General features: G+C 42.7%; 29 protein-coding genes. 22 read left to right on the plus strand and 7 right to left on the minus strand.

Going from position 1 to position 26,626, the window contains the following annotated elements; translation table 11 throughout:
* Positions 1 to 7 precede the first annotated feature (7 nt).
* The 5 genes from BDD43_RS08510 (at position 8) to BDD43_RS31045 (ending at position 3,053) form a co-directional block, all read left to right on the plus strand.
* Positions 8 to 487 (plus strand): hypothetical protein, encoded by a 480-nt coding sequence (locus tag BDD43_RS08510; protein WP_121197276.1) that lies wholly within the window; start codon positions 8 to 10, stop codon positions 485 to 487.
* Between the two features lie 86 nt (positions 488 to 573).
* The gene (locus tag BDD43_RS08515) at positions 574 to 1,878 is read left to right on the plus strand and encodes an amidohydrolase (RefSeq protein ID WP_121197277.1); all 1,305 of its coding nucleotides are present in this window, start codon (positions 574 to 576) and stop codon (positions 1,876 to 1,878) included.
* Positions 1,879 to 1,924: 46 nt separating this feature from the next.
* Positions 1,925 to 2,449, plus strand: coding sequence for a hypothetical protein (locus BDD43_RS08520; protein ID WP_121197278.1), 525 nt, complete (start codon positions 1,925 to 1,927; stop codon positions 2,447 to 2,449).
* Positions 2,450 to 2,494: 45 nt separating this feature from the next.
* Positions 2,495 to 2,878 carry a hypothetical protein gene (locus BDD43_RS08525; RefSeq protein WP_121197279.1) on the plus strand — a complete coding sequence of 128 codons (384 nt, stop codon included), beginning with the start codon at positions 2,495 to 2,497 and terminating at the stop codon, positions 2,876 to 2,878.
* A 100-nt stretch (positions 2,879 to 2,978) separates the two neighbouring features.
* On the plus strand, positions 2,979 to 3,053 hold the full coding sequence (locus tag BDD43_RS31045; protein WP_394339630.1) for a hypothetical protein: 75 nt from the start codon (positions 2,979 to 2,981) through the stop codon (positions 3,051 to 3,053).
* On the opposite strand, the gene BDD43_RS08535 is transcribed toward BDD43_RS31045, so the two are convergent.
* The gene (locus BDD43_RS08535) at positions 3,024 to 4,211 is read right to left on the minus strand and encodes a class I SAM-dependent rRNA methyltransferase (protein WP_121197281.1); all 1,188 of its coding nucleotides are present in this window, start codon (positions 4,209 to 4,211) and stop codon (positions 3,024 to 3,026) included. The two genes, BDD43_RS31045 and BDD43_RS08535, sit on opposite strands and share 30 nt — an antisense overlap.
* Before the next feature lie 184 nt (positions 4,212 to 4,395).
* Between BDD43_RS08535 and BDD43_RS08540 the strand changes: the two genes are divergently transcribed.
* The 8 genes from BDD43_RS08540 (at position 4,396) to BDD43_RS08575 (ending at position 10,066) form a co-directional block, all read left to right on the plus strand.
* Entirely contained in the window at positions 4,396 to 4,731 is a 336-nt protein-coding gene (locus BDD43_RS08540; protein WP_121197282.1) for a tRNA-binding protein, read from the plus strand.
* Between the two features lies 1 nt (position 4,732).
* Positions 4,733 to 5,083 (plus strand): SdpI family protein, encoded by a 351-nt coding sequence (locus BDD43_RS08545; protein ID WP_121197283.1) that lies wholly within the window; start codon positions 4,733 to 4,735, stop codon positions 5,081 to 5,083.
* A 5-nt stretch (positions 5,084 to 5,088) separates the two neighbouring features.
* Positions 5,089 to 5,568, plus strand: a complete 480-nt coding sequence (locus BDD43_RS08550) for a nucleoside deaminase (protein WP_121197284.1) — start codon at positions 5,089 to 5,091, stop codon at positions 5,566 to 5,568.
* Between the two features lie 91 nt (positions 5,569 to 5,659).
* On the plus strand, positions 5,660 to 6,271 hold the full coding sequence (locus BDD43_RS08555; RefSeq protein WP_121197285.1) for a superoxide dismutase: 612 nt from the start codon (positions 5,660 to 5,662) through the stop codon (positions 6,269 to 6,271).
* A gap of 105 nt (positions 6,272 to 6,376) precedes the next feature.
* Positions 6,377 to 7,414: a hypothetical protein gene (locus BDD43_RS08560; RefSeq protein ID WP_121197286.1), complete on the plus strand. Its 1,038-nt coding sequence runs from the start codon at positions 6,377 to 6,379 to the stop codon at positions 7,412 to 7,414.
* Positions 7,415 to 7,427: 13 nt separating this feature from the next.
* Positions 7,428 to 7,961, plus strand: a complete 534-nt coding sequence (locus BDD43_RS08565) for a DUF3267 domain-containing protein (RefSeq protein WP_121197287.1) — start codon at positions 7,428 to 7,430, stop codon at positions 7,959 to 7,961.
* Between the two features lie 75 nt (positions 7,962 to 8,036).
* Complete coding sequence (locus BDD43_RS08570; protein WP_121197288.1) at positions 8,037 to 9,035, plus strand: quinone oxidoreductase family protein; 999 nt, start codon at positions 8,037 to 8,039, stop codon at positions 9,033 to 9,035.
* A gap of 2 nt (positions 9,036 to 9,037) precedes the next feature.
* Positions 9,038 to 10,066, plus strand: a complete 1,029-nt coding sequence (locus tag BDD43_RS08575; protein ID WP_121197289.1) for a ferredoxin--NADP reductase — start codon at positions 9,038 to 9,040, stop codon at positions 10,064 to 10,066.
* Here the strand turns inward: BDD43_RS08575 and BDD43_RS08580 are convergent.
* Positions 10,050 to 10,988: a hydrogen peroxide-inducible genes activator gene (locus tag BDD43_RS08580; RefSeq protein WP_121197290.1), complete on the minus strand. Its 939-nt coding sequence runs from the start codon at positions 10,986 to 10,988 to the stop codon at positions 10,050 to 10,052. The two genes, BDD43_RS08575 and BDD43_RS08580, sit on opposite strands and share 17 nt — an antisense overlap.
* A 96-nt stretch (positions 10,989 to 11,084) precedes the next feature.
* On the opposite strand from BDD43_RS08580, the gene BDD43_RS08585 reads away from it, so the two are divergent.
* Positions 11,085 to 12,584 (plus strand): catalase, encoded by a 1,500-nt coding sequence (locus tag BDD43_RS08585; protein WP_121197291.1) that lies wholly within the window; start codon positions 11,085 to 11,087, stop codon positions 12,582 to 12,584.
* Between the two features lie 49 nt (positions 12,585 to 12,633).
* On the opposite strand, the gene BDD43_RS08590 is transcribed toward BDD43_RS08585, so the two are convergent.
* The 4 genes from BDD43_RS08590 to BDD43_RS08605 all read right to left on the minus strand — a co-directional run bounded on the left by BDD43_RS08590 (position 12,634) and on the right by BDD43_RS08605 (position 17,990).
* Positions 12,634 to 13,509 carry a glutamate--tRNA ligase family protein gene (locus BDD43_RS08590; protein WP_317128822.1) on the minus strand — a complete coding sequence of 292 codons (876 nt, stop codon included), beginning with the start codon at positions 13,507 to 13,509 and terminating at the stop codon, positions 12,634 to 12,636.
* Between the two features lie 267 nt (positions 13,510 to 13,776).
* Positions 13,777 to 15,612, minus strand: a complete 1,836-nt coding sequence (glmS, locus tag BDD43_RS08595; protein WP_121197293.1) for a glutamine--fructose-6-phosphate transaminase (isomerizing) — start codon at positions 15,610 to 15,612, stop codon at positions 13,777 to 13,779.
* 106 nt (positions 15,613 to 15,718) lie between these two features.
* Positions 15,719 to 17,152 (minus strand): DUF4270 family protein, encoded by a 1,434-nt coding sequence (locus BDD43_RS08600; protein ID WP_162847007.1) that lies wholly within the window; start codon positions 17,150 to 17,152, stop codon positions 15,719 to 15,721.
* Between the two features lie 13 nt (positions 17,153 to 17,165).
* Positions 17,166 to 17,990, minus strand: coding sequence for a glycogen/starch synthase (locus BDD43_RS08605; protein WP_121197295.1), 825 nt, complete (start codon positions 17,988 to 17,990; stop codon positions 17,166 to 17,168).
* A 151-nt stretch (positions 17,991 to 18,141) separates the two neighbouring features.
* Here BDD43_RS08605 and panC point away from each other — a divergent pair, with 151 nt between their 5' ends.
* From panC to BDD43_RS08645, 8 genes are all read left to right on the plus strand, one after another.
* The gene (gene panC, locus BDD43_RS08610; RefSeq protein WP_121197296.1) at positions 18,142 to 18,981 is read left to right on the plus strand and encodes a pantoate--beta-alanine ligase; all 840 of its coding nucleotides are present in this window, start codon (positions 18,142 to 18,144) and stop codon (positions 18,979 to 18,981) included.
* A gap of 81 nt (positions 18,982 to 19,062) precedes the next feature.
* Positions 19,063 to 20,055: an energy transducer TonB gene (locus BDD43_RS08615; protein WP_121197297.1), complete on the plus strand. Its 993-nt coding sequence runs from the start codon at positions 19,063 to 19,065 to the stop codon at positions 20,053 to 20,055.
* A gap of 144 nt (positions 20,056 to 20,199) precedes the next feature.
* Complete coding sequence (locus tag BDD43_RS08620; RefSeq protein WP_246001499.1) at positions 20,200 to 21,042, plus strand: energy transducer TonB; 843 nt, start codon at positions 20,200 to 20,202, stop codon at positions 21,040 to 21,042.
* Positions 21,043 to 21,046: 4 nt separating this feature from the next.
* Entirely contained in the window at positions 21,047 to 21,619 is a 573-nt protein-coding gene (locus BDD43_RS08625; RefSeq protein ID WP_246001500.1) for a Crp/Fnr family transcriptional regulator, read from the plus strand.
* A 69-nt stretch (positions 21,620 to 21,688) separates the two neighbouring features.
* Entirely contained in the window at positions 21,689 to 22,408 is a 720-nt protein-coding gene (locus tag BDD43_RS08630; protein ID WP_121197298.1) for a sterol desaturase family protein, read from the plus strand.
* A gap of 257 nt (positions 22,409 to 22,665) precedes the next feature.
* Positions 22,666 to 25,485 carry a carbamoyl-phosphate synthase large subunit gene (gene carB, locus BDD43_RS08635; protein WP_121197299.1) on the plus strand — a complete coding sequence of 940 codons (2,820 nt, stop codon included), beginning with the start codon at positions 22,666 to 22,668 and terminating at the stop codon, positions 25,483 to 25,485.
* Positions 25,486 to 25,593: 108 nt separating this feature from the next.
* On the plus strand, positions 25,594 to 25,782 hold the full coding sequence (locus BDD43_RS08640) for a hypothetical protein (RefSeq protein ID WP_121197300.1): 189 nt from the start codon (positions 25,594 to 25,596) through the stop codon (positions 25,780 to 25,782).
* Positions 25,779 to 26,159 carry a type II toxin-antitoxin system death-on-curing family toxin gene (locus BDD43_RS08645; RefSeq protein ID WP_121197301.1) on the plus strand — a complete coding sequence of 127 codons (381 nt, stop codon included), beginning with the start codon at positions 25,779 to 25,781 and terminating at the stop codon, positions 26,157 to 26,159. Before BDD43_RS08640 ends, BDD43_RS08645 begins: the two co-directional genes overlap by 4 nt.
* A gap of 7 nt (positions 26,160 to 26,166) precedes the next feature.
* On the opposite strand, the gene BDD43_RS08650 is transcribed toward BDD43_RS08645, so the two are convergent.
* A complete protein-coding gene (locus BDD43_RS08650) occupies positions 26,167 to 26,622 on the minus strand; it encodes a DUF4920 domain-containing protein (RefSeq protein WP_121197302.1) in 456 nt (151 codons plus the stop codon).
* Between the last annotated feature and the right edge of the window lie 4 nt (positions 26,623 to 26,626).

Consider the following 26,626-nt stretch of genomic DNA (forward strand, 5'->3'; position numbering starts at 1 on the left):
AATAAAGATGAATAAGGCTGAAATAGAGGAAGAATTAAAACAAATAATAGATGCTTTGCCCGCCGAAGACTTGCACGAAGTACTTATTTGTGCACAAACCGTTCGGGGTAATTTATTAAACGATAGGGCCGAAGCCTTTAACCGCTTTTACGATTGGGTAGCTGCAATACTAAAACGGCCCCAGATGTTTGGTGTTGAAAGCGTGAACGATTTATCCCTGGTAATTATGGGTATCATGTTTGCCTCGGGTAGTTTGGCCAATATAGCAAGCGATTTTAACCACAGCTTTAAAATTTACGTCAATAAAAACCATGCCGACGATTTTAAATCCAAAAAAACCGATTACGACTGGGTTAGGTTAGTGCGCCTCTATTCAAGCGGCAATAAAGCATCATTGGAGTTATTTGAACGTTGGTTTAATGATTTTGTTGAGTTATACCGTAAAGAACTCATGCCCGACGAGAAAGCTAAAGACATGGAGGTTTAACAGACCGTTATTACCTCAAATAAAGCTCAGAACATATTGTAGGTGAGCAAACAACACTTTTAAAATAGCTTAGTTATATTTATCTCATGAAAAAACCCGTACTCCTTGCCTTATGCAGCTTTGCTACGCTGGCATCGTTGGCGCAACCCACCTCAAAGGCCGAAGTTGCCAAACGTGCCGATGCTATTGAGAAAAAAATAATAGCCTGGCGAGAAGATTTTCATGAGCATCCCGAATTGGGCAACCATGAGTTTCGCTCGTCCGAAATTATTGCAAAGCACCTGGAAAGTTTAGGCATCGAGGTTAAGCGCGGTGTAGCCACCACAGGTGTAGTAGGCATTTTAAAGGGCGGCAAGCCCGGCCCGGTTGTTGCGCTTCGCGCGGATATGGATGCTTTGCCCGTTACCGAGCGTACCCCGGTTCCGTTTGCATCAAAGGTATCTACTACTTATATGGGTAACCAGGTTGGCGTAATGCATGCCTGCGGACACGATTCGCACATGGCGATACTGATGGGCGTGGCCGAAGTATTATCGTCGATGAAAGCCAACCTGCACGGCACCGTAAAATTTATATTTCAACCCGCCGAAGAGGGCTTGCCTCCCGGCGAAAAAGGCGGTGCCGAGCAAATGGTAAAAGAGGGGGTATTGGAAAACCCGAAAGTTGATGCTGTGTTTGGTTTGCACATCCAATCCTACCAACCGGTGGGTACAATCAGCTATCGCCCCGGTGGCGATATGGCTGCCGTAAACGATATGCAAATTGTGGTAAAAGGGCGGTCGTCGCACGGTGCCTACCCATGGTCGGGTGTTGATCCTATTGTTACCTCTGCCGAAATTATTAACAGCCTACAAACCATAGTGAGCCGCAACCTGCACATCACCGCAAACCCTGCCGTGGTAACCATTGGTGCCATTAATGGCGGAAACCGGCAAAACATTATCCCCGAAACGGTAACCATGCTGGGCACCGTGCGCACCTTTAGTGCCGACGACGAGAAAATGATAATTGAGCGCGTAAAGCAAATTGTGACCAAAACCGCCGAAGCCAACAACGCCACCGCCGAAGTAAAAATACCCTACAGTGCCCATTACCCCGTAACCTACAATAACCCCGACCTGGTGGCCAAAATGTTACCCACACTACAGGCTACCGCCGGGGCAAATAACGTAATACTACGCCAGGCCGAAACCGGTGCCGAAGACTTTAGCTTTTACGAAGAAAAGGTACCCGGTATATTTATACACCTGGGCGGGCTGCCCAAAGGCGGCGACCCGGTTAAAGCACCCGCCCACCACACCCCCGATTTCTTTATCGACGAAAGTGGTTTTACCCTGGGCGTAAAAGCGCTGTGTAATTTGGCTATTGATTATATGGCGATGGGGAAATAGTTTTTTAACTAATTTGAAACGACAAAATTTTATTAATTCCATAGTAATGAAAAGTGTTTCGGTAGCGTCGTTAATAATTGTTTTATCATCCTCATGTGCAGTTAATAATCAAGGCAAAACCTTGTCCCGTCAAAGTAAAATCGCTCAGAAATTAAATGGTGTATATAAAAACAAGAGCACAACTAATAATCTGTATTTGTGGAGCATTCTTAATAATAGAGAAAACCTGATAATTGATACTTGTGCAGCGTGTTACGTTAGGATAGACGTAATAGATAAACACACCGCATCAATAAGTTTGTTATCGGGAGATAAACCTTTAAAGACTATTTTATACAAGGGAAGGATAAAGCAAAACGAAAGTACACTTGTAAAAAGAACTACCCGTATTAACCCTGAATATGTAATTCTGTGGACGTGGGTTTACTATAAATGTCAATTGGGTATCGATAACCAAAACAATTTGAGTTTCAACACTTCCAACTGGGGATATACAGCCTTTGTATTTCTACCCTTATTCATAGCCGAAAATGAAAGCGGCGGATATTTTGAACGGGTTAACGCCTTATGAAGCTTGTTGGTTGATTATAGATCAACTAATCAATTATACCATACAATGAAATATGCTTTGATTATTGCTCTTCTCTTCCAAAATAAAGTACAGTTTAAGGCACGGTATCTTGATAAAAACAGTGTGCTTATTAATGGCAGCCAAAAGTTTGTTCAACCAAGCATTAATTTCAAAAAGCAACCCGGTGTTTATCTGCAAACCCCTAAACTACGGTTAGATGGGTTAACCCGGATTGAAGCTGTTGAAAAAGTATTTGATTACAAAGAAGCTACCACAGGCACAGACGTTGATTTATACACCTCAATTTTTATCCCTGCCTCAAAAAAAGGAACCGACAGATGGATGTTGGTTTTTGATGCCACGACGGGTAGGCTCATGCAGGTCGTATACTCAAAATTTTCAAATGGTTTAACATTTTTTAAACCTTGAATAATTTCTCTGAGGGAGCCACTTAAAAGCATATCTTTTTAAAATAAAATACTCCGTTAGGAGTAACAGGTTGGCATCAGGCATGTCGCACCAGCAAATCATGGACTATTTTCCGCAGCTTAATGGAGATCATATTGATGCCTGTCTACAACACCCTGCAAAGCAACCCCTTTAAATATTCGCCTTCGGGGAAGGTGGCACTTACCGGGTGATCGCCGGGTTGGCAAAACTGGTGAATAAATTGCACCTGTTTACCGGCATCAAGGGCGGCCCATGCCAGTATTTGTTTAAAGGTGGTCATGTCCATAGCGCCCGAACAGGAGTATGTAGCCAGTAAGCCACCGGGGTTTAGTATCAGCATAGCCGGACGGTTCAGGTCCTTATAAGCGCGGGCAGCGCGGTCAAGTGCCGATCGGGATGGCGCGTATTTTGGCGGGTCCAGCACAATCACATCAAACATCTCGCCATCTTCCTTAAACTTGCGCAATTGCTTGTTCACGTCCGATTGTATGGCGCGGTGTTCGCGCTCATCAAAACCGTTTAAAGTTAAATTGCTTTTCAAAGTTTCAATAGCCAATGCCGAGCTATCAACACTGGTTACCGTTTTGGCGCCTTGTTTAAAGGCATTCAGGGTAAAGCCGCCGGTATAGCAAAAGCAATCAAGCACAGCCTTATCTTTAACATAGCCGGCAAAAACGCGGCGGTTATCACGCTGGTCGCAGTAAAAGCCCGATTTCTGACCTTCGGCAATGTTAATTCCGTATTTAATGCCGTTTTCCACAACCTCAACCAGTTCGGGCGGTTGTGCTCCGGCCAGTATACCAAATGATGGCTGCATACCCTCGTGCTCGCGCGATGATGCATCACTTTTATCAAATATACTTGCCGGTTTTAATAACTTTTGCAGCTCATCAATAATAACCGGCTTAATATTTTCCATGCCCGATGTTAGTATTTGCAACGAAAGATGATCGGCATACTTATCAACTATTAAACCCGGAAGGTAATCGCTTTCGCTGAAAATTAACCGGCAGGTATCAGTAAAGCCATCTTCTAAAATATAGCTGCGTGCTGCAACTGCTACTCCAACCTTGGCACGCCACCAGGCTTCGTCAACGGCTACGGCTTCGTCCCACTCGAGTAAACGCAAGGCCACGCGCGATTGATCGTTATAAAAGCCATAGGCCATAAATTCGCCTTTGGCATTAAGTAATTTAACAATTTCGCCATTTTCGGGTTTGCCCTTAACCTTTTCTATCGCACCCGAAAACACCCAGGGGTGCCTGTGCTGAACTGCTTTTTCTTTACCCTTTTTTAATATAACGTCGATCATGATGGGTGCAAAGGTAATTATTTAGTGAATGGTTAGTGGAGAATAGTTGATGGTTCATAGATCATGGTTGATAGTTCGTGATGTGGGGTTGGTATGATAGTTTTTTCCACTATGAACATGCACTTTGCGGTTTCTTTTTAGCTATCAACCATGATCTATCAACTATGAGCTTTATATTTGAAGCATGGAAACCATAACCTGGCACGATTTTGAAAAAGTTGAACTACGCGCTGGCACGGTATTACAGGTGCTTGATTTTCCCGAAGCGCGTAAGCCAGCCTATAAATTACAGGTTGATTTTGGAGAATTGGGCATTAAATGGAGCAGCGCACAAATAACCAAACACTATGGCAAAGAGGAGTTGGTAGGCAAACAAATTATAGGTGTTGTTAATTTCCCAAAAAAACAAATAGCTACCTTTATGTCCGAATTTTTGGTTACCGGTTTTGCCGACGAAAATGGCGATATTGTTTTATCAACTATTGACAAGCCCGTGCCAAACGGACATAAATTAATGTAATATGGTTTTAACACATTGGCTGGTTGGCCCGCAATTGGTTGGTTTAATTATATTAATTGTGGGGCTTATCCAAAAATATTTCCCGCCAAAACGCATCAACAACTGGTATGGTTACCGCACAGATATTGCGAAAAAAAGCCAACAAAATTGGGATTATGCTCAGGCCTATTCGGCCAATTTAATGCTTAAATACGGCAGTGGCGCAATTATACTTGGGTTGTTGCTGGCCGATGTATTGCCCCTTAAATACGAATTAGTTTTGCCCATAACCGCCATGTTTTCGGGGATAAGCATAGCTGTTATGATGCTGGTTAAAACCGAAACCCATCTGGAAAAGAAGTTTAATAATTAAACCGAATGCGATTTTATAATTTTAGCGACGAAGCACCCCCAATATCTCCCGATGATTTTTTTATGAAGGAAGCCTTGCGGGAAGCGCGCCTTGCCCTGGCCGAAGATGAGATACCTATTGGTGCCATAGTAGTTTGCAAGGGGCAAATTATTGGCCGCGGCCATAATTTAACCGAGCGGCTTAACGATGTATCGGCCCATGCCGAAATGCAGGCCCTTACCGCCGCCACCAACCACACGGGAGGCAAGTATTTGCCCGATTGTACTTTGTACGTTACTATGGAGCCGTGCGTAATGTGTGCAGGTGCATCATACTGGTTTCAGGTTGGTAAAATTGTTTTTGGGGCTTATGATACCCAACGCGGTTTTGGGCGTCTCAATCAAAAAATAACACACCCTAAAACCTTAATTACTGGCGGAATTATGGAAAATGAATGCGCAGAGCTAGTTAGGGAGTTTTTTAGAAATAAAAGACTTAAAACTTAACATTCGACTGAACAATTATGCTCCCTTTGCCTTTATATTTGTATCGACACTTTGTCACAGACATTATTTAACCTTTTAAAAATAAAATCACATGGCATTTGAATTACCAGCGTTACCATACGCTACCGACGCATTAGAACCGCACATTGATAAACTTACAATGGAAATTCACCACGGTAAACACCACCAGGCTTATGTTACCAATTTAAACAAAGCACTTGAAGGTAAACCGGAGGCTACAAGCAGCATTGAAGATATCATCCACAATATTTCTAAATTTCCAGCTCCTGTACGTAACAATGGCGGCGGCCATTTTAACCACACTTTTTTCTGGACAATTTTAACACCTAACGGTGGCGGCGAGCCAACCGGCGATTTAGCCGAAGCTATCAAAAGCACATTCGGGTCGTTCGGCGAGTTTAAAACCAAGCTGTCAGATGCCGGTGCAACCCGTTTTGGCTCGGGCTGGGCATGGTTAATTGTTACCCCTGATAAAAAACTGGCTGTTACATCAACCCCAAACCAGGATAACACCTTAATGGATATTGCCGAAGTAAAAGGCACCCCAATTTTAGGTATTGATGTTTGGGAACACGCTTACTACTTAAAATACCAAAACCGTCGTCCGGAATATCTGGCTGCATTCTTCAATGTAGTTAACTGGAACCACGTTGCCGATTTGTACAAAAAAGCGATAGCGTAAGTAAATAACGTAAATATTTAAGCGGCGGAGATATAAAATTTTCGCCGCTTTTTTATTAAATTGTTATTATAAATGTCCATATAATATTTATATTTAAAGTATTATATGGAAGACCTAACGACCACAAATAACGCCGTTGCGGAAGCCAAAAGCGGCTGTGTGAATTGCGGCAACCCGCAAATAGTTGAGGGCTATGCTAATGCCTTATGTAAACCCTGTCGCGATGGGTTTAACAAACTTTCCATCCCATTATGGGTAAAATTATTTGGAGCGTTTGTGCTGCTATTGTTTGTGGTTGCCATATTTGAAATCCCTACAAATTTTTCGACGGCGCTTTCGCTTGCCAAAGCCGAGAAAGCCGAAAAAGAAGGCAAATATTTAACCTCCCAGCGCGAGCTTGAAAAAATTATTGATAAGGCTCCCGATGCTATCGAAATTCCGGGCCATCTACTAATAGCCGCATTTTATAATCTGGATTATAAAACCTTAGGTCAAATGGCACGCAAGCTTACCGGCAAAACGTTTGAAGATACCGCACTGGTTCACCAAATTAATTACTTGGAAAGCAAGGCCAATAATTATTTCCCAACTGACTCGTTCATGGTGGTTGCAAAACCATACAATGCTAAATTTGACGCCATTCCCGAGTCTGTTTACAAGCAATATATTGATAAAAATCCTGCCGACCTGTTTGCGCGGTACAATTATGCTGCAAAGTTTTTTGATACCGATAAAAAAAAATGCGATAGCCTGACGGATCGGATCCTGGCTATAGATCCCGAATATATATTTGCCCTGCAACTCAAAACATCTGTTAAAAGAGAGATAAAGCAATTGGATTCGTCGCTTTATTATTGCGATAAAATGGTAGCCATTAACCATGAGTTACCTTTGGCTCTTTCTACAAAGGCGCGCACCATATTAAAACAGGGCAAAAAAGCCGAAGGTTTAAAAATGGCAAAAAGCAGCTATGGTTTAAACTATAAGGACGGCTACACCATAGCCACGCTTGCACTTGCTTACCACTTAAACGGAAATACAACCGAGCGTGATGCGTTAATTGCCAAAACGGATAGAGATTCATCCGACTTAGGGTATATGCAATACACCAAGGATGTTATCAGCGGAAAAGTTACATTTTAATAAATAATTAGCTATGTTTTTTATACCAGGTGTACTCATTAGTTTAGCTACATTCCCCGGCGTTATTGTGCACGAATTGGCACATCAGTTTTTTTGCTGGTTGTTTAACGTACCTGTGTTTAAAGTGGTTTATTTTAAAACCGGCAACCCCGCAGGTTATGTTTTGCACGAAAAGGTATCAAACAAATTTCAGCACATCATGATAAGCATTGGGCCCTTTATCGTGAATACCGTTTTGGGGGCTATCATTGCTTTCCCGGCTGCGCTGCCCATATTTAAACTGAACAACGCCACCCCTATTGATTTTGTGTTGATATACATGGGCGTTTCCATTGCCATGCATGCTTTTCCAAGCACGGGCGATGCCAAATCAATATGGGATGGCTTAAAAGACGAGGATACTTCCATAGCAGCAAAAATATTTGGATACCCTATTGTAGGGCTTATATATGCGGGTACATTGGGCCGCTTTTTTTGGCTTGATGCACTTTATGGCATTGCTGTAGCTGTTGGTTTGCCTAATCTGCTTATCTCCATATTGTCATAATATCAAACATCGTATTTTAACTTTTGTTAAACTATCTACATTAGTGGCCAATCCGTATTGATCTAAAAATTAGATATGAAAGCCATAGTTCTCGAATCCGCCGAAAATCCGATAGTTTACAAAGAAGTTGAAATACCAACACTTGCCCCCGGCGAAGTATTGGTACAGTTAAAAGCCGCTGCATTAAACCGCCGCGATTATTGGATAACCGTGGGCAAATACGCCGGCATTAAATACCCATCCATTTTAGGATCAGACGGTGCAGGCATTGTTACAGCCGTTGGCGAGGGAACGGATGCTGCCTGGATAGGTAAAGAGGTTATTATTAACCCAAGCCATGATTATGGCGATAGCAACGACTTTCAGGGTAAAGATTTTAAAATACTGGGCCTGCCCGAAGACGGTACCTTTGCCGAATATGTAAAAACTCCAGCCCAATACCTGCATCCCAAACCGGCTCACTTAACCTGGGAACAGGCCGCGGCTATTCCGTTGGCGGGGTTAACTGCTTATAGGGCTTTATTTACCAAAGGCAAATTAAAGGCCGCAGATAAGGTGCTTATAGTAGGCGCAGGTAGCGGTACAGGTAGTTTTGCTATACAATGGGCCATTGCTGCGGGTGCCACGGTATACGTAACATCAGGCTCGGCTGATAAAATAGAGTTGGCTAAAAGCCTGGGCGCAATCGATGGCGTTAACTATAAAGATGCCGATTGGGATAAGCAATTGCAGCAGTTAGCCGGGGGCTTTGATGTGGTTATTGATAGTGCTTTAGGCGAAGGCTTTGCTAAACTGCCCGATATATGCAACCCCGGCGCGCGCATTGTTACCTTTGGCGGCACCGCCGGAGATTTCCCGGCGTTTAACGCCCGCAGATTTTTTTACAAGCAGTTACAATTATTAGGTTCTATGATGGGTACTACCGATGAGTTTGACGCCATGCTTACCCTTATTGATAAGCACCAGATAGTACCCGTTGTTGACGAGGTGTTCCCTCTGGAGCAGGCTGCCGCTGCCATTGCTAAAATGGAAAAATCAAACCAGTTTGGTAAAATTGTTTTAAAGGTTGGGTAAATATGTTGCAGTTAAGGGTTGAAGCCATTAAATGGGAAACAAACGATACAGCAACATTTTTTTTAACCCCGGTAAGTGGCGAAAAAATAATTTACAAGGCAGGGCAGTTTATTACACTCATTTTTTCGCACCATCAAAACGAAATACGGCGGTCGTACTCGCTAAGTTCGTCGCCGCATGAGGCGTATCTTTCCATCACCGTTAAACGGATGGAAAATGGCGAAATATCCCGTTTCCTGCTCACCAAAACACAGTTAGGCGATGTTTGGAACGCGCTTGCCCCAGCCGGAAAGTTTACCGTAGCCAATTATACCACCGCTAAAGATATTTTTTACTTTGCCGCAGGCAGTGGCATTACCCCGGTATACGCGCACATTAAGTATATTTTAGCGCACCCCGTAAAAAGTAATATTACATTGGTGTATAGCAGCCACCAGGCAAAAACGGCTCTGTTTTATCACGAGTTGAATAAACTTGCCGATGAGTTTCCGGATAGGCTAAAGGTGATTTATCTGTTCAGCGTGAGCGAAAACAGTTCGCCACGCAAGCGGCTCAATAACGAGTTGGTAACGCAACTGGTTAACGCCAACCTAAAGCATCCCCCTACCGATGCCGAGTTTTTAATATGCGGCCCCTTTGTGTACATGCGCATGGTTAGGCTAACCTTAACCTACATGGGTTTTGAGCCCGCGCAAATACGTAAAGAAAACTTTGTACTCGAAACAGTGCCGGTATCAGCAACGCCCCTTCGCTTTGCGCCAAAACAAATAAAGCTCCATTTTAATAACATCACATACAATTTAATGGTTGGCGAAAACCAATCGATATTACAGGCTGCGCTGCAAAATAAAATTAATTTGCCCTACAGTTGCCGGGCCGGTATTTGCTCAACCTGCACAGCTATTTGTAAAAGCGGCAAGGTTGAAATGCCCGTTAACGATGTATTAACCGATGCCGATTTAAGCAAAGGCTGGATACTCACCTGCACAGGCCACCCCGTAAGTGATGACGTAGTTATTGAATTTCCATAACTTCCTTTTTTTTGCGGCTACGCATCCGCTTGGGTACAAACTCCAGTATTTCGGCTTTAAGGGCCTCTATCATGCGGCGCTTTAAATAGTTTTTTTGTATCACTATGCTTACCTCGCGCACCGGCTCCGGCGATTTAAAGTGCCGCACCTTGTCCAGTTGTTTATCGCTCAGGTCTGATAGGGCCAGTTCCGGCAAAATGGTTGCGCCGCTGTTTTGGTCAACCATGCGTTTTAGGGTTTCAACGCTGCCGGTATTATATTCAAAGTGTTGGAAGCCCTTGGTTGCGCGTCTGCGCTGGCAAATGTTAAGCACCTGCTCGCGCATGCAATGGCCCTCGTTCAATACCCAAATTTCTTCCATATCAATATCATCAGGGCTAATGGTTTTCTTTTTAAACAGGTGGCTGCTTTTAGATGCATAGGCAACAAAGTTTTCGTAAAAAACAGGTATCTCCAACAAGGTCGATTCGTGCAGCGGGGTTGATAGCAGGCCGCAGTCAATCATGCCCAGCTTTACCTGCTGTATAATTTGCTCGGTAGTTTGTTCCCAAACAATTAATTTAACCTGCGGGTACTTTTCAATAAAGCGGTTAATTATCCGCGGAAGCAAATACGGCGATATGGTGGGGATGATGCCAATTTTTAGCTCGCCCGATAAATCCTTTTGCCTGTCGCTAATAATCTCTTTTATTTTGAGGCTTTCGCCCAGTAAAATACGGGCCTGTTCAATAATTTCAATACCTATCTCGGTAGGCACAACGGGCTGTTTACTCCTGTCGAATATTTTAACACCCAGGTTATCTTCCAGTTTTTGCACCTGCATACTTAGGGTGGGCTGGGTTACAAAGCATTTTTCGGCGGCGGTTACAAAGCTGCGGTAGCTATCTAAGGCTACAATATATTCCAGTTGCACTAATGTCATAACGTGATATAGATAAAATCTATTCAAATATAATAATTATTGATTTTTTCTATAGCATAATTTTCCTCAGCTTTGATATAAGAAAAACATAACATTATGGAAGAACAAAAGAAAAAACTGACTACAGCGTCGGGCATTCCCTATGCGGAGAATGAAAACTCAATGACCGTTGGCCCACGCGGACCTATTTTGCTCCAGGATTTTATTTTGCACGAAAAGATGGCGCATTTTAACCGTGAGCGTATTCCCGAGCGTGTTGTACATGCCAAGGGATCTGGTGCCTACGGTACATTTACGGTTACCCACGATATAAGTAAATATACACGCGCTAAAATTTTTAACACCATAGGCAAGCAAACCAAAACGTTTTTAAGGTTTTCTACCGTGGGCGGCGAAAAAGGTTCGGCAGATACCGAGCGCGATCCGCGCGGTTTTGCACTAAAGTTTTATACCGAAGAAGGTAACTGGGATTTAGTTGGCAATAACACCCCCGTATTTTTTGTAAAGGACCCTAAAAAGTTTGGCGATTTTATACATACCCAAAAGCGCGACCCATACACCAATTGCAAAAGCGCAACCATGATGTGGGATTTTTGGTCGTTAAACCCCGAAAGCCTGCACCAGGTTACCATTTTAATGAGCGACCGCGGCACGCCTTACGGTTACCGCCACATGGATGGCTTTGGCAGCCACACCTTTTCGCTTATTAACGCTAAGGGCGAGCGCCATTGGGTTAAGTTTCATTTTAAAACCTTGCAGGGCATCAAAAATTTTACTGATGAAGAGGCAGGAGAGATGCGCGGTAAAAATCCGGATTTTGCCCAGCACGATTTATTAACCCATATTGATAAAGGCGAGTTCCCTAAATGGGCAATGAAGATACAGATTATGACCGAAGAGGAAGCCCGAACTTACAAATGGAACCCTTTTGACTTAACCAAAGTTTGGCCTCACGGCGATTTTCCGCTTATCGACGTAGGTATTTTAGAACTGAATAAAAACCCGGATAATTATTTTGCCCACGTAGAGCAATCGGCTTTTGCCCCGGCACACGTTGTTGATGGGGTTAGCTATTCGCCCGATAAAATGTTACAGGGGCGCTTACTATCATACCCGGATGCGCACCGTTATAGGTTGGGCGGCAACTACGAGCAGATACCGGTAAACAGGTGCCCCTTTGCCGTAAACAATTACGAACGCGACGGGCAAATGCGTGTTGATGGCAATCAGGGTTCAAACCCCAACTATTTCCCAAATAGTTTTGATGATATTGTGGCCGATGAGGCTTACAAAGAACCGGCCTGGGATTTAAACAGCCACGTTGCCGATTGGTACGACCGTAATGCCGAAGGCGAGAACGACCACTATACCCAGCCCGGCAATTTGTACCGCATAATGACTGCCGATGCCAAAGCCGATTTAATTAAAAACATCGTTAATTCGATGAGTGGCATTGATGGGCCTAAAAAGGAAATTATTGTGAACCGCCAGCTTTGCCACTGGTTTAGGGCCGATATTAATTTAGGCATGGCAATAGCCCAGGGCCTAAACTTAAACCTGCAAGAAACCATGAAGCATATGCCACAACAGGCTTAAATTTTAATTGAAACCAAAAATGCCTGGCTTAACGCTGGGCATTTTTGGTTTATATATCCTCAAATACTGCTATTTCGGCAAGTTGCTGCCAATGGGGTATTGTTTTATTGATACCCAGCATGCGGGCAATTATGGTATAAATATCTGCCGGTGTTTTACCTTGTTGGCGAAGGTAACGCACAGATGTTGCCCCTGCCGATTTGGAAAGCTTTGCACCATCAAAACCCAATATTAACCGATGGTGATAAAACGCAGCATCAGTTATTTGTTGTAGCCCCAAGGCTAATGCCAGTTGTTGCTGCGCTAAAGTTGAGGGCCATAAATCCTCGCCGCGTATTATTATATCAACACCAAAAAATACATCATCAATAACCGATGTTAGCTGGTACGCCGGGAAACCATCTTTTTTTTTAACCACAAAGTTTTGCATCTCCAACGGTAACTTTTCGGTTGTAATTTGACCGTTGCAGTTTTTTACGGTCAGCTCGGCATCTGGTGAGGTAATTAAGCGCCAGCTTGTATTGGGCGTAGTTAGGGGTAGTTTTTTGCTAATGCATCCACAAACACTATTTACCAAAATTTGCTTGCGCGAACAGGTACAGGCAAATACCTGCTCCTTATTGGCAAGTGTTGTTAATGCGGCCTGGTAGGTATCTATACGGTGCAATTGCGAATAAGTGCCGGCAAATTGTTCGGTGTTGCGCGGGCCTTCATGCCAGGGTATTTCTAAAAAGTTAAGGGTATCAAAAATATCCTGAATATAGGCTTCATTGGCGCGGGCCTGGTCTATATCATCAATCCGGAGCAAAATTTTGGCACCATGTTTACGGGCTAAAGCAGCAGTAATAACAAACGAAAGCACATTGCCCAAATGCAAAAAGCCACTGGGCGTTGGTGCAATACGTGTTTTGTTGTACTGTTTGATGGTATATCGATTTTATGCGCGGTGAAAACGGAATGTGCCAAAACTTTATTTCACTAAAATAGCTCACTTTGTCTTTGCGAGGTACGAAGCAATCGCACCGACGCATGTTCGCTCTGTATCGCTGACCGGCTTACGTGCGGTTGCCACGCTATCGCTCGCAATGACAACCGTTTTATTATGAATTTGTTATTCCTCTAACCAATAAAGCAATAACACCGGGCGCAATCGCCTAAGCCCAAATCACAGGGCTAAATATACCCGTAGCACCTATTCCACCGTTACCGATTTGGCAAGATTGCGGGGCTGGTCAACATTGCAACCGCGCATAACTGCAATATGGTAGGCCAGTAGTTGCAAAGGGATAGTTGCAATAAGCGGCACAAAAGCTTCGTTAGTTTGCGGAATCTCTATCACATAGTCGGCCATGTTTTTAACGTCCACATCACCTTCTGATACGATGGCTATTACTTTCCCTTTACGTGCCTTAACCTCCTGTATGTTACTCACCACCTTTTCGTACGACGAGTTTTTGGTTGCAATAAATACAACCGGCATCTCTTCGTCAATCAAAGCAATTGGGCCGTGTTTCATTTCGGCGGCAGGGTAGCCTTCGGCGTGTATGTACGATATTTCTTTCAGTTTCAATGCACCTTCCAACGCAACCGGGAACGAGCTTCCACGGCCCAGGAAGAGGCAGTTGTTGGTATCTTTAATGGCAGCTGCTATTTCCTTAACGTGGTCGTTGCAAAGCAAGGCGCGTTCAACCAAATCGGGTATTTCGTTTAACTCGGTAAGGTATTCAATCAGTTTGCTTTGCGTAATAGCGCCCCGTTGCTGCGCCGCGTAAAAGGCAATAAGTGTAAGGGCGGTAACCTGCGCAGTAAAGGCTTTGGTTGAAGCTACACCAATTTCGGGTCCGGCATGGGTATAAACGCCGGCATGCGATACGCGGGGTATTGAGGCGCCAACCACGTTACAAACACCAAAAATAGTAGCACCTTTTTCTTTAGCCAGTTCAATTGCCGCCATGGTATCGGCAGTTTCGCCCGATTGGGAAATGGCTATTACCAAATCCTTTTCGGTTATAATAGGGTTGCGGTACCTAAACTCCGAAGCATATTCAACCTCAACCGGTATACGGGCGTACTCTTCAATTAAATACTCGCCAACCAAACCGGCGTGCCATGATGTGCCGCAGGCTACTATGATGATACGATCAATGTTTTTAAGCTTCTCAGTATACTCCTTAATGCCTCCCAGTTGCACCTTTCCTGTTTTAGGGTATATACGGCCACGCATACAATCGCGAATGGAGCGGGGTTGCTCATATATCTCCTTCATCATAAAGTGGTCGTAGCCGCCTTTTTCAAGCATCTCAAGTTTAAGCTCAAGTTCTTGTACGTAGGGTATTTGTATGGTATTATCTATATTTTTAACCAGTAGGTCATCTTTGCGGATGTAGGCAATTTCGTTATCGTTTAAATAAATTACGTTGCGGGTGTACTCCACAATAGGTGTAGCGTCTGATGCTACAAAGTACTCGCCCTTGCCAACACCAATAACCAGCGGGCTGCCTTTACGGGCCGCAATTAGCTCGTCGGGGTCGTCGCTGCTCATAATTACAATGGCATAGGCACCCACTACCTTGTTTAAGGCAACGCGTACCGCTTCGCGCAGGTCTAAGCCGGTTTCAAGTTGTATGTTCTCTATCAGGTGTATTAAAACTTCGGTATCGGTATCGCTTTTAAATACGTGGCCGCTGGCTGTTAGGGCCTCTTTAATAACGCCATAATTTTCAATGATGCCGTTATGTATAATGGTTAGCTTACGGTTGCCCGATGAGTGGGGGTGCGAGTTACGGTCGCTTGGCGCGCCGTGCGTTGCCCAACGGGTATGGCCCATACCAATATTTCCGGCAAGGTCAATATCTTTAACAAAGTTTTCCAGATCGGAAACTTTGCCGGCTTTTTTGTAAACCTTTAGTTCTTTATCAAACAATGCCACACCGGCGCTATCGTATCCACGATACTCTAACCTGTGCAATCCTTTTATAATAATGGGATAAGCGTCCCTGTAACCTATATAACCAACAATTCCACACATAAAATCATTTTTAATAAAAATAAAAAAAGCATCACTTTTGTTTTTAACAAAAGTGATGCTAATATCATAATTAAGATGGATAAAATACCGCGCCGGGTAAATTTATCTACTTGGTAACTTTGTTATAAATAATGTTAAGTTTCATTCTATAAGCCGATGTTTTATCGCCGCCCACAACAGCACGTGCGCCAACATCTGTACCGTTGCTTATACTTACCGTTGCGTTGCCGCTATAAGCACCCACGGTATCTGTTGGTGCAATAAAGGTACCGTAATCTGTCATTTTACCACGCATCAGGTTTTCAATATAACCGGTAATAATGTAGTGGTAAACCTGGTGGTAAGAGTCGTAAAAGCCGCCAAATGAACCAACAGAGATAAAGTGCAAATCGCCCGAGTAAGCATCAGGTATTATCGACCGTTGCAGAGCAATATCATTGCGGTACATGGTTAACCTTGGTGTAGGTAAATAAGGTATACCTGTACCTGCTACAGGGGTAACAACCAGTTCGGCACGGTTTAATACAATATCGTTACCGGCGGCCTGCTGCGCTGCTAAAATTTTAGTGAGATATGGGAAACTTATTTTAGCCCTTAAACCACCCAAGCCTTGCAGGTATAAAGTATTAAATGTTTTTGCTGTGGCACTGCTGTTCAATTGCGATACCAGGTTAGGGTCTGCGCCACCTGCTACGGTGTGATCGTGCTTAATTTGTACGGCATGCGGGCTGCCCAAGCGCAATGCAACCTTTGCGGTATCAATTGTGCCCGAGTTATTGGCACGGTAGTAAACATCAAGGCGGCATGAATCTGTCGACATGTTGAAAAACAGGTTACCGCCAACGCCAGGTCTGGTTTTATCAAGCGTTAAGTATAGCCCTTTAATATAATTCTGGAAAACCGAATTGGTGTTTAACTGGCTGGTAGTGGCTCCAAAAAAGTGTGTGGTAACAAAAGTTGGGTCTATTTTAATACGCAGTTGTGGGTTAACATGTATTGGGGTATCGGCAGCGCCGGTTACAATGCTGTTAATGTAAAAGCCGGTTTTGGGTTTTGCCAAAAATGTTTTTGTACCCAGCACTGCGGGTAAATAAGTCCATGCTTTGGTATTGTAATAGGATTTGCCGCTTATAATAGGCTCGTTTAGCTGATAAACGTTTACCTTGTAGCTGGTTGTTAACGAGTCGCCGTAAAAGCCGTCGGCATATCTCATAACCAATATGGCCGAGTCTACCGTTATGGTTCCCGCAGGTACGGAGTATGCCGATTGCGAGGGCAAGTTTAAGGTGGCAGCTATGTTAGCTTCGGTTGTACCGAAAATAGGGTCCTTAAAATAAGCCAGTGGCGCCTTGGTAACGCTTGATGTTGCTACGCTGTCGTCGTCAATGGTTTTTGTTAAAATGGTTGCAGTATCAATTAAGTTAGTTTGCAACGTTTGTGACGAGTCAACAGGTAATCCAACACTGTCTGGATTTTTACAACTGCCTAAAATAAAAAGACTTATTAACAAGGTCAATAAGTCTATTCTGAAAAATTTCATATATAGTTTTGTCTTATGCAACATGCACCAATTCATCATTGGTAATTTCGTCGTAAAAATTGTAATAATTTTCGAAATCTGAAGTGGATTCGTAGTCTAAAACCAATTTATTGCTGCTTTTAACATTATTTAACACTTCTTGGTCAATATTAGCGCTTCCTAACACTATTCCGTCGGAGTATTGAATTGCACCTGCATACAAAGCCGAGTTTGTTCCCGGTTTGTAAACTTCCGTGTTTTTTTCGGTCATATCGGCCATTACTGCCTTGCGGGCAAAACCGGCATCTAATTGATCGGTAAAGTCATTATCGTAAATAGAGTAAACTATTTTTGAGTGCTTAAACGTAGGGTCGTCTTTATAAGTTGTTTTTAAGTAAGCAGGTACCAAAGCGCTCATCCATCCATGGCAATGAACAATATCCGGGGCCCAGCCTAATTTTTTAACCGTTTCGAGGGCACCTTTACAAAAGAAAATCATCCTTTCATCATTATCGGCATAAAATTTACCATCCTTATCTCCAAACACCTGTTTGCGTTGAAAATACTCCTCATTATCCAAAAAGTATACCTGCATACGTGCAGCAGGTATAGAAGCAACTTTAATGATTAACGGATTATCATTATCGTTGATTATAATGTTCATACCCGATAAACGGATCACTTCGTGTAACCGGTTCCTGCGCTCATTGATATTTCCGAAACGTGGCATCAGGATACGGATTTCAAACCCCTTATCCTGCATTGCTTGTGGAAGTTGCCTTGTTATTTCAGAAATTTTAGTGAGTTCTAAGAAAGGAGACATTTCATGAGTTATGAACAATAGCTTAGATTTACCCATCACTTAATCAGTATTAATTTTATGTAAAGAAGTCAAAAAATTTGAGTTTGCAAATATAAGCATTATCTTATGATATATCAACGAATTATGCAAGTTGTTTTGGTAATATTTAATCAATTGTTAATCTTTGCCACCTTTTATAAATTTAGTCGTGAAAATTTTTAACACCAAAAATAGCCTGCAAAATTACTTGTCGCAAATGCACGCCCCGGGTAAAAAAGTTGGGCTTGTACCTACCATGGGTGCCCTGCATAACGGGCACCTGTCGTTACTGGCCGAGGCACGTATTTATTGCGACGAGGTGGTTTGCAGCATATTTGTTAACCCCACCCAATTTACCGACCCGAAGGACCTGGAAAAATATCCGCGCCCTATTGAGCGCGATATTGATATGCTTACCGCCGCCGGCTGCGATGTTTTGTTTAACCCCGCAGTTAACGAAATGTATAGCCCCGGCGAAACCTGGCACCTGGATATTGGCCCCATCGAAAACCTGCTTGAAGGCAAGTACCGCCCCGGCCACTACCAGGGCGTAACGCAGGTTGTGTTTAAGCTTTTTGATATGATAAAGCCACAATACGCCTTTTTTGGGCAAAAAGACTATCAGCAGGTTAAGGTAATTACGCGCATGGTGCAACTTTTAAATATGCCCGTTAAACTGGTAATGTGCCCCATAGTGCGCGAACCCGGTGGGCTGGCCATGAGCTCGCGCAATGTACATTTGAGTGCGCAGGCCAGGGACCATTCGCTTATTCTCTCGCAAACGTTAACGCTTGTTAAGCAGCAGTTTGATGCGGGGCGGCCTCTTGATGATTTAAGGCAACTTGCAGCAAACCAAATAAACCAAAACCAAAACATACAGCTGGATTATTTTGAGATAGCCGATGCCGAAACCCTATTGCCTGCGCTCGATGCTTCGCAAAACCTGGTTGCGCTTGTTGCCGCCAAAATTGGCAACATACGGCTAATTGATAATGTGATGTTAAATTGAGATGAAATTTTACCCATAAGCCAATAATAACTGTTATTAGTAAGCTTTTTTTATAATTTAGGCAGCGTAATTAATTATTGCATGCTTACTAAAAACCTTTATCTGTTTATTATTGCCTTATTGTTTTGCGCCAGGGTATTTGCGCAAAGCCAAACGTTTTACTACAATGCACATGGCAAACAGGTAGCCGGGCCTGATAGTGCTGCATATAAAAGGGTGCTCACCCTATCAGATACCGTTGCGCAAACCACCATGTTTAACTTTACCGATTATTATAACGACGGCAAAATAAGGTTAACCGGTAAAACATCGCAACTTAAAGGCAACGTTTTAGAGGGCCGCTGTGTTAGGTATTATCCGTCGGGAAATATGGAGCAAATTGCCAATTATACTTTGGGTATGATGAATGGCACCACTTACGATTATTATCCTAACGGTAAATTGTACCGGGTGGTAAAGTACGAGGTACAAAGACCAACGCCTAATTCGTTTGTTGAAAAAATGCCTTTAATAATAACCTGTAACGACTCTACGGGAGCACCCCTCGCAACCAACGGCAACGGGGAGTATATGGGCTACGGCGCCGATTTTAAAACCATAGCCGAACAGGGTTATATTAAAAACGGCTTAAAGGTTGGGCAATGGCAAGGCCAAATAAATAATGAAAAGCAGCATTTGAAGTTCGGGTTTAACGAAAGCTACGAAGATGGTAAGCTAAACAGTGGTAAAAGCACCGACGACGATGGGACGGAACATTATTACACCGCCAGAAACGTAATTCCGATATTTACAGGTGGCGAAAGGGCCTTTAGCCAGTTTTTGAGAGACAACATACGTTACCCAAAAAGGGATAGAGAAAACAATATTCAGGGTAAGGTATTTGTAAGCTTTGTGGTAGAAAAAGATGGTAAGCTTACCGGTTTCAAAGTACTGCGGTCGCCAGGCGAATCATTTTCCGCCGAATCGTTAAGGGTATTAAACATGTCGCCAAATTGGTCGCCAAGCTTATGGTACGGGCATCCCGTAAGGTTAGAATTTACGGTACCCATCAACTTTAGTTTAAGAGGACAATAATTTTTTTATGCGGAAATACATTTTATCCATTTGGGTACTACTTGTGTTGTTTAGTGGTTTACATGCTTTTGGCCAAAAGCAAAACGTATATTATTTAAAAAACAACGGCAAAGAGGTTGAGAGCATCAATAAGGCTGATTTTGGGTGGTAACCGGGCCTGATTCAGGTTCGGTATTGTTTACTGTAACCGAACATTACGCGAACGGGAATAAAAAATTTACCGGGCAAAGTTCTCGGGTTGATGGTAGAGTATTTGAGGGGAAATGTACAAGCTATTATCCTACGGGTAAAGAAAAGGAGATTGCTAATTATAAAAATGATAAGATAGTTGGCGATATGTATAATTATTATCCTAACGGCAAGCTGTATACCTACAAGCAATATCCTGCTGATAAAGCCGCGCCGAAAACAATTTTCAATTTTAATTTTACATTAATAACCTGTAACGATTCGACCGGAAAACCTTTTGTTGTTGATGGCAATGGTTATTATATTGGTTACAATGATGATTTTACAGCTATTGAAGAAGAGGGTAATATAAAAGCCGGCCTAAGAAACGGTGGGTGGAAGGGAGGTTACGGCAGCAAAAGCTATAAAATAACGTTTACCGAAAGCTATGATAAAGGGAAGTTACTGCAAGGGTTGTCAAATGATGCCAAAGGAAAAAATTATAAATACACTGAGCGTGGAACCATGCCATATTTTGACGGAGGCGATGAATCCTTCGGTCGATTTTTAAGAGACAATATAAAATATCCTAAAAAGGCGCGGGAAAATAATGTAACAGGCACGGTTTTTTTAAGCTTTGTTGTTGAAAAAGGTGGATCGTTGACCGCCTTTGAAGTATTGAGAAACCCTGGTGATGGTCTGGCAAGTGAAGCACTTCGGGTGTTGAAGCAATCGCCACTATGGATGCCGGGTACAATGTACGGAAGGCCTGTACGTGTGCAATATACAGTGCCTATTAATTTTAGCTTAGTAGAATAAACACTTGATAAACACCGATCAACTAATTGGCACTTTAAATAACATTAGTATCTTATCTCCACAGCTTCAGGATAAGATACGAGCCTACATTATTGAAGAAGAGTTTGCAAAAAAAACTCTTTTACTAAAAGCCGGGCAGGTTGCACATCGCATATATTTTGTAAAAAAAGGACTGGTGCGCTCCTATTTCCATCAAAACGAAAATCAATTCACTAACTGGTTTATGGGCGATGGCGAGTTCATCATTTCAGTTTATAGTTTCTTTACACGCAAGCCATCGTTTGAAAGCATTGAAGTTTTAGAGGATTGTATTTTACAATCCATCAATTGGGACCAATTACAAGCTTTGTATAACCACTTTCCGGAATTTAATAAAACAGGCAGGCTAATTACCGAACATTACTATATACGTAGTGAGGAAAAAAACATTCAGTTACAAACGCTTTCCGCTACGCAACGCTATCAAAACTTACTCAATAGTTATCCTGGCATACTCCAAAAAGCATCTTTAGGGCAGATAGCATCATTTTTAAATATCAAGCAAGAAACTTTAAGCAGAATTAGAGCGGCAAAGTGATTTTTTGATTTAAGTCAAAAGAACCCAAGCATTTAACCGGGACATTTGATCCACACAAAAATCAACATTATGTTAATCATCATTCTAACCTGCTTTGCCATCTGCTTTATTATCGAAAAAGTAATCCCCGGATGGAAACTCCCCAAAGTGCCTACCTGGACCATCCGCGTATTGGCCATTAACTTTGCCCAATTACTAATTGTAACCATTGCTGGTTATAGTTGGGAAAAGTGGCTATCAAAGTCTTCTCTATTTCACATTTCAAACTTGATGCCTAATTGGGCAGGTGGGGTATTGGCTTATTTTGTAGCTACATTTATTTTTTATTGGTGGCACCGATGGAGGCACGAAAGTGATTTTTTATGGCGACACTTTCATCAAATACATCATAGCCCGCAACGCATCGAAGTAATAACTTCTTTTTACAAACATCCGGTTGAAATGCTTGTAAATTCAATTATTGGTGCTTTATTGGTTTACAGCCTGTTAGGTTTAAGCCCTGAAGCCGGTGCAATTTATACCCTTTGTACCGCGCTCGGCGAGTTTTTCTATCATACAAACATAACTACACCAAAATGGGTAGGCTATATATTTCAACGCCCCGAAATGCACCGCATACATCACGAGTACGAAAAACACACCAATAATTATGGCGATATTGTTTGGTGGGACATGTTATTTGGCACCTATAGCAATCCCGCAAAATTTACTACAAGGTGCGGTTTTGATACGCAAAGGGAATTGAAGCTAACCGATATGTTAAAGTTTAAAGATGTACATAAGGTGTAATTACCAAAATTCAAATTGCAGATAACTTTTCGCCGTAAGGGCAACATCATAATGCAAATTTGTTATGTTTTATACTAACTACAACAAATTTTGCATTCACTTTAATCCCATATTAAATTTACAAAAAACTTTAACCCGTAACACTCAAAAACCTATCTTTGCATCCCGAACGCAAAGGGCGGGTAATTTCCGCTTCAGCGCATAGCATAAGTCCTCTGCTTTTGACTTAGAATTAGACTTTTTTATAAAAAAGCCCTATGCCCAAAGACACCTCCATTAAATCAGTACTGATTATCGGTTCAGGCCCAATTATTATTGGCCAGGCCTGCGAATTTGATTATGCCGGCTCACAAGCTGCCTTATCTTTAAAAGACGAAGGCATCTCGGTATCCATCATCAATAGTAACCCCGCAACCATCATGACGGATAAGGTTATTGCCGACCATGTATACCTGTTGCCGCTTGAGCCTGAAAGTATTGAGAAAATTTTACAGGAACAACAAATTGATGCCGTATTACCTACCATGGGCGGCCAAACAGCCCTTAACCTTTGTATTGCCGTAGCCGAACGGGGCATTTGGGAAAAATACGGTGTTAAAATTATAGGTGTTGATTTAGCTGCAATTGAAAAAACCGAAAACCGCGAGGCTTTTCGCCAGTTAATGGTTGATATTGGTGTAGGTGTAGCCACATCAAAAATAGCCAATTCGTTTTTAGAAGGTAAAGAAGCGGCGCAGCAAATAGGCTATCCGCTGGTTATCCGCCCAAGCTACACGCTTGGTGGTAAAGGCGCGGGTTTTGTGCATAAAAAAGAAGATTTTGATGCTGCCCTAAGCCGTGGCTTACAGGCATCGCCAACGCACGAGGTATTGGTGGAGCAAGCCGTTTTAGGCTGGAAAGAGTTTGAGCTTGAGCTGCTGCGCGATAGTAATGATAACGTAATTATTATTTGCTCGATAGAGAATTTTGACCCGATGGGTATCCACACCGGCGACTCGATAACCGTGGCCCCGGCCATGACCCTGAGCGACCGTTGTTACCAGGACATGCGTAACCAGGCCATTAAAATGATGCGCGCCATTGGTAATTTTGCAGGCGGCTGTAATGTGCAGTTCTCGGTTAACCCCGCTAACGACGAAATTATTGCTATCGAAATTAACCCGCGTGTTTCGCGCTCGTCGGCACTGGCATCTAAGGCAACAGGTTACCCTATTGCTAAAATTGCTGCCAAACTGGCCATTGGCTACAACCTTGACGAGATAGAGAACCAGATAACTAAAACAACATCGGCTTATTTTGAGCCTACGCTTGATTATGTTATCGTTAAAATACCCCGCTGGAACTTTGATAAATTTAAGGGCGCTAACCGCGAGCTTGGCTTACAAATGAAATCGGTAGGCGAAGTAATGGGTATTGGCCGCAGCTTTATTGAGGCTTTGCAGAAAGCTTGCCAAAGTTTAGAAATTGGCCGCGCCGGTATTGGTGCCGATGGCAAACAAAGCCGCAACCTGGACGAAATTATGCTGAGCTTGGAAAAACCAAGCTGGGACAGGTTATTCCACATTTATGATGCTTTGAGTTTAGGCGTGCCTTTAGAATCTATCCGCAAAGCTACCAAAATAGATAAGTGGTTTTTAATACAGATACAGGAGCTGGTAAGTTTAGAAACCGAACTACGCCGCTATTCGCTAAACAACATCCCTACCGATTTTTTATTCACCCTAAAGCAAAAAGGCTTTAGCGATATACAAATAGCAACCATTTTAGGTTACAACGTAACCGAAGAAGACGTTTACCAGCGCCGCCAGGCCTTAGGTATAAAACGCGTTTACAAAATGGTTGATACCTGCGCTGCCGAATTTGAAGCTAAAACGCCATATTTTTACTCAACCTACGAGGGCGAAAACGAATCGATAGTATCTGACAAGAAAAAAGTAATTGTTTTAGGCTCGGGGCCCAACCGCATTGGCCAAGGTATTGAGTTTGATTACAGTTGCGTGCATGGTTTGCTTGCCGCAAAAGAAACCGGCTTTGAAGCCATTATGGTTAACTGCAACCCCGAAACGGTATCAACCGATTTTAATATGGCCGATAAGCTATACTTTGAGCCGGTGTTTTGGGAGCATGTGCGCGAAATTATAGAACTGGAAAAACCAGTTGGCGTAATAGTGCAATTGGGCGGCCAAACCGCTTTAAAAATGGCCGAAAAGCTGCATGAGCACGGTATACCAATTATTGGTACATCTTACGATAACATGGATATTGCCGAAGACCGTGGCCGGTTTAGCGATATGCTGAAAGACCTGGGCATTCCGTACCCTAAATATGGTGTTGCCGAAAGCGCCGAAGAAGCTATTGAGGTTGCCCACAAAGTAGGTTACCCGGTATTGGTGCGCCCAAGCTACGTGTTAGGCGGCCAGGGTATGAGCATTGTTATTAATGATGAGGACCTGGAAAAAGCAGTAGTTAATTTGCTGAAAAACCTTCCGGGAAACCGCGTGCTGATAGATCACTTTTTAGACCGCGCCGAAGAAGCCGAAAGCGATTCGATAAGCGATGGCGAAGATGTGCATATTATTGGTATGATGGAGCATATTGAGCCTGCGGGTATCCACTCCGGAGATTCTAACGCCGTATTGCCTCCGTTTAACCTGTCTGCCGATGTGCTTAAACAGATGGAAGACCATACTGTAAAAATAGCCAAGGCATTAAACGTGCGTGGTTTATTAAACATTCAGTTTGCTGTAAAAAACGAAATGGTTTATGTGATAGAGGCCAATCCGCGTGCATCGCGCACGGTGCCGTTTATCGCCAAGGCTTATGATGTGCCTTACATTAACATTGCTGCCAAAGTAATGCTGGGTGTAAACAAACTTAAAGACTTTACCATTGAGCGTAAACTAAAAGGTTACGCCATAAAAGAGCCTGTATTCTCGTTCGATAAATTTCCGGAAGTAGCAAAAGAGCTTGGCCCCGAAATGAAATCAACCGGAGAAGCCATCCGCTTTATACCCGATTTGAGCGACCCTTACTTTAGGCATTTGTACAGCATCAAATCGATGTTTTTAAGTAAATAGATAATTTTTGATTAAAGATAAAGGAGCAAAGAATAAAGATTTTTTGCTCCTTTTTTGTTGGTTAAAATCTTTAATTCTGTTTTTAATATTTTGTTCTGATATTTGAATATGAGCGCCGAAGAAATTAAAACAGAAATACTACAGGCAATTGATAATGTACCCGAAGGTGCTTTGTTGGATGTTTTAAACTATTTAAAACAGCTTCAAAATCAATCGCCCGACGACATAAGGCTAACCACCAATTTAAGAAAGATCCTTTTAGAAGACAGGGGATTGCTTGAAAAATTAGCGCAATGATTGGCTTAAACGAAGTAAAAAATATTCATGAGATATTAATACAACAGTTTGGCGGTGGTAATGGTATTCGTGATATTAACTTATTGCAGTCTGCCCTTGCTCGCCCATTTGCTACATTTGTTGAAACCGATTTATATCCAACCACAATAGACAAGGCATCAGCGATATTGGAAAGCATTTTGATTAATCATCCTTTTATTGATGGTAATAAACGTACTGGTTATGTGTTGATGAGATTAATATTGCTTGAAGCTGGCTTGGATATTATAGCTGATGAACACGAAAAATATGCAATGGTTATTGCCGTAAGCAAAGGTGACTATCGTTTTGATGAAATTAAAAAGTGGCTTACAAAACATGTAAAACAACATCCCTAAAGTACCGTTAACCCTGTAGCTTCAAAAGATAGCCTTTGTTTGGGTTAGTTTTTACCTGGTGCTGCTTTTTGCCGCTAACTGTATCGCCGGCGTAGTGTTGCATATCGTCGGCAATAAATTGTTTTTGTGCCGTGCCTTCTATTATTATTTGGCGGCCTTTTAGGTTTACGGGTATATTGATGCCGTAGTTTTTAAAATGCACTTTAATAATTTTGCCTGCCCCGGCATCTAAATCAAACCAGCCGCCCTTGCTATGCTCAACTTTTAAAACCTTGCCCGTGAGCATTGTTGATATGCGGGTTTTATTACCCATAAAGGCTTCTATTTTGGTGGCAGGCATGTGTTGGGTAGTATCAACCCGTTTGCCAAATGTGCTGCCGTGCGGCAGGGGCACTGTTTTTTGCGCCCATAAACCACCGGGTATACAAAATAAAACAAAAAATATGGCGTTCAAGTTTCTCATGTTA

The organism is Mucilaginibacter gracilis (assembly GCF_003633615.1).
In the GTDB taxonomy this organism is placed as follows: Bacteria; Bacteroidota; Bacteroidia; order Sphingobacteriales; family Sphingobacteriaceae; genus Mucilaginibacter; species Mucilaginibacter gracilis.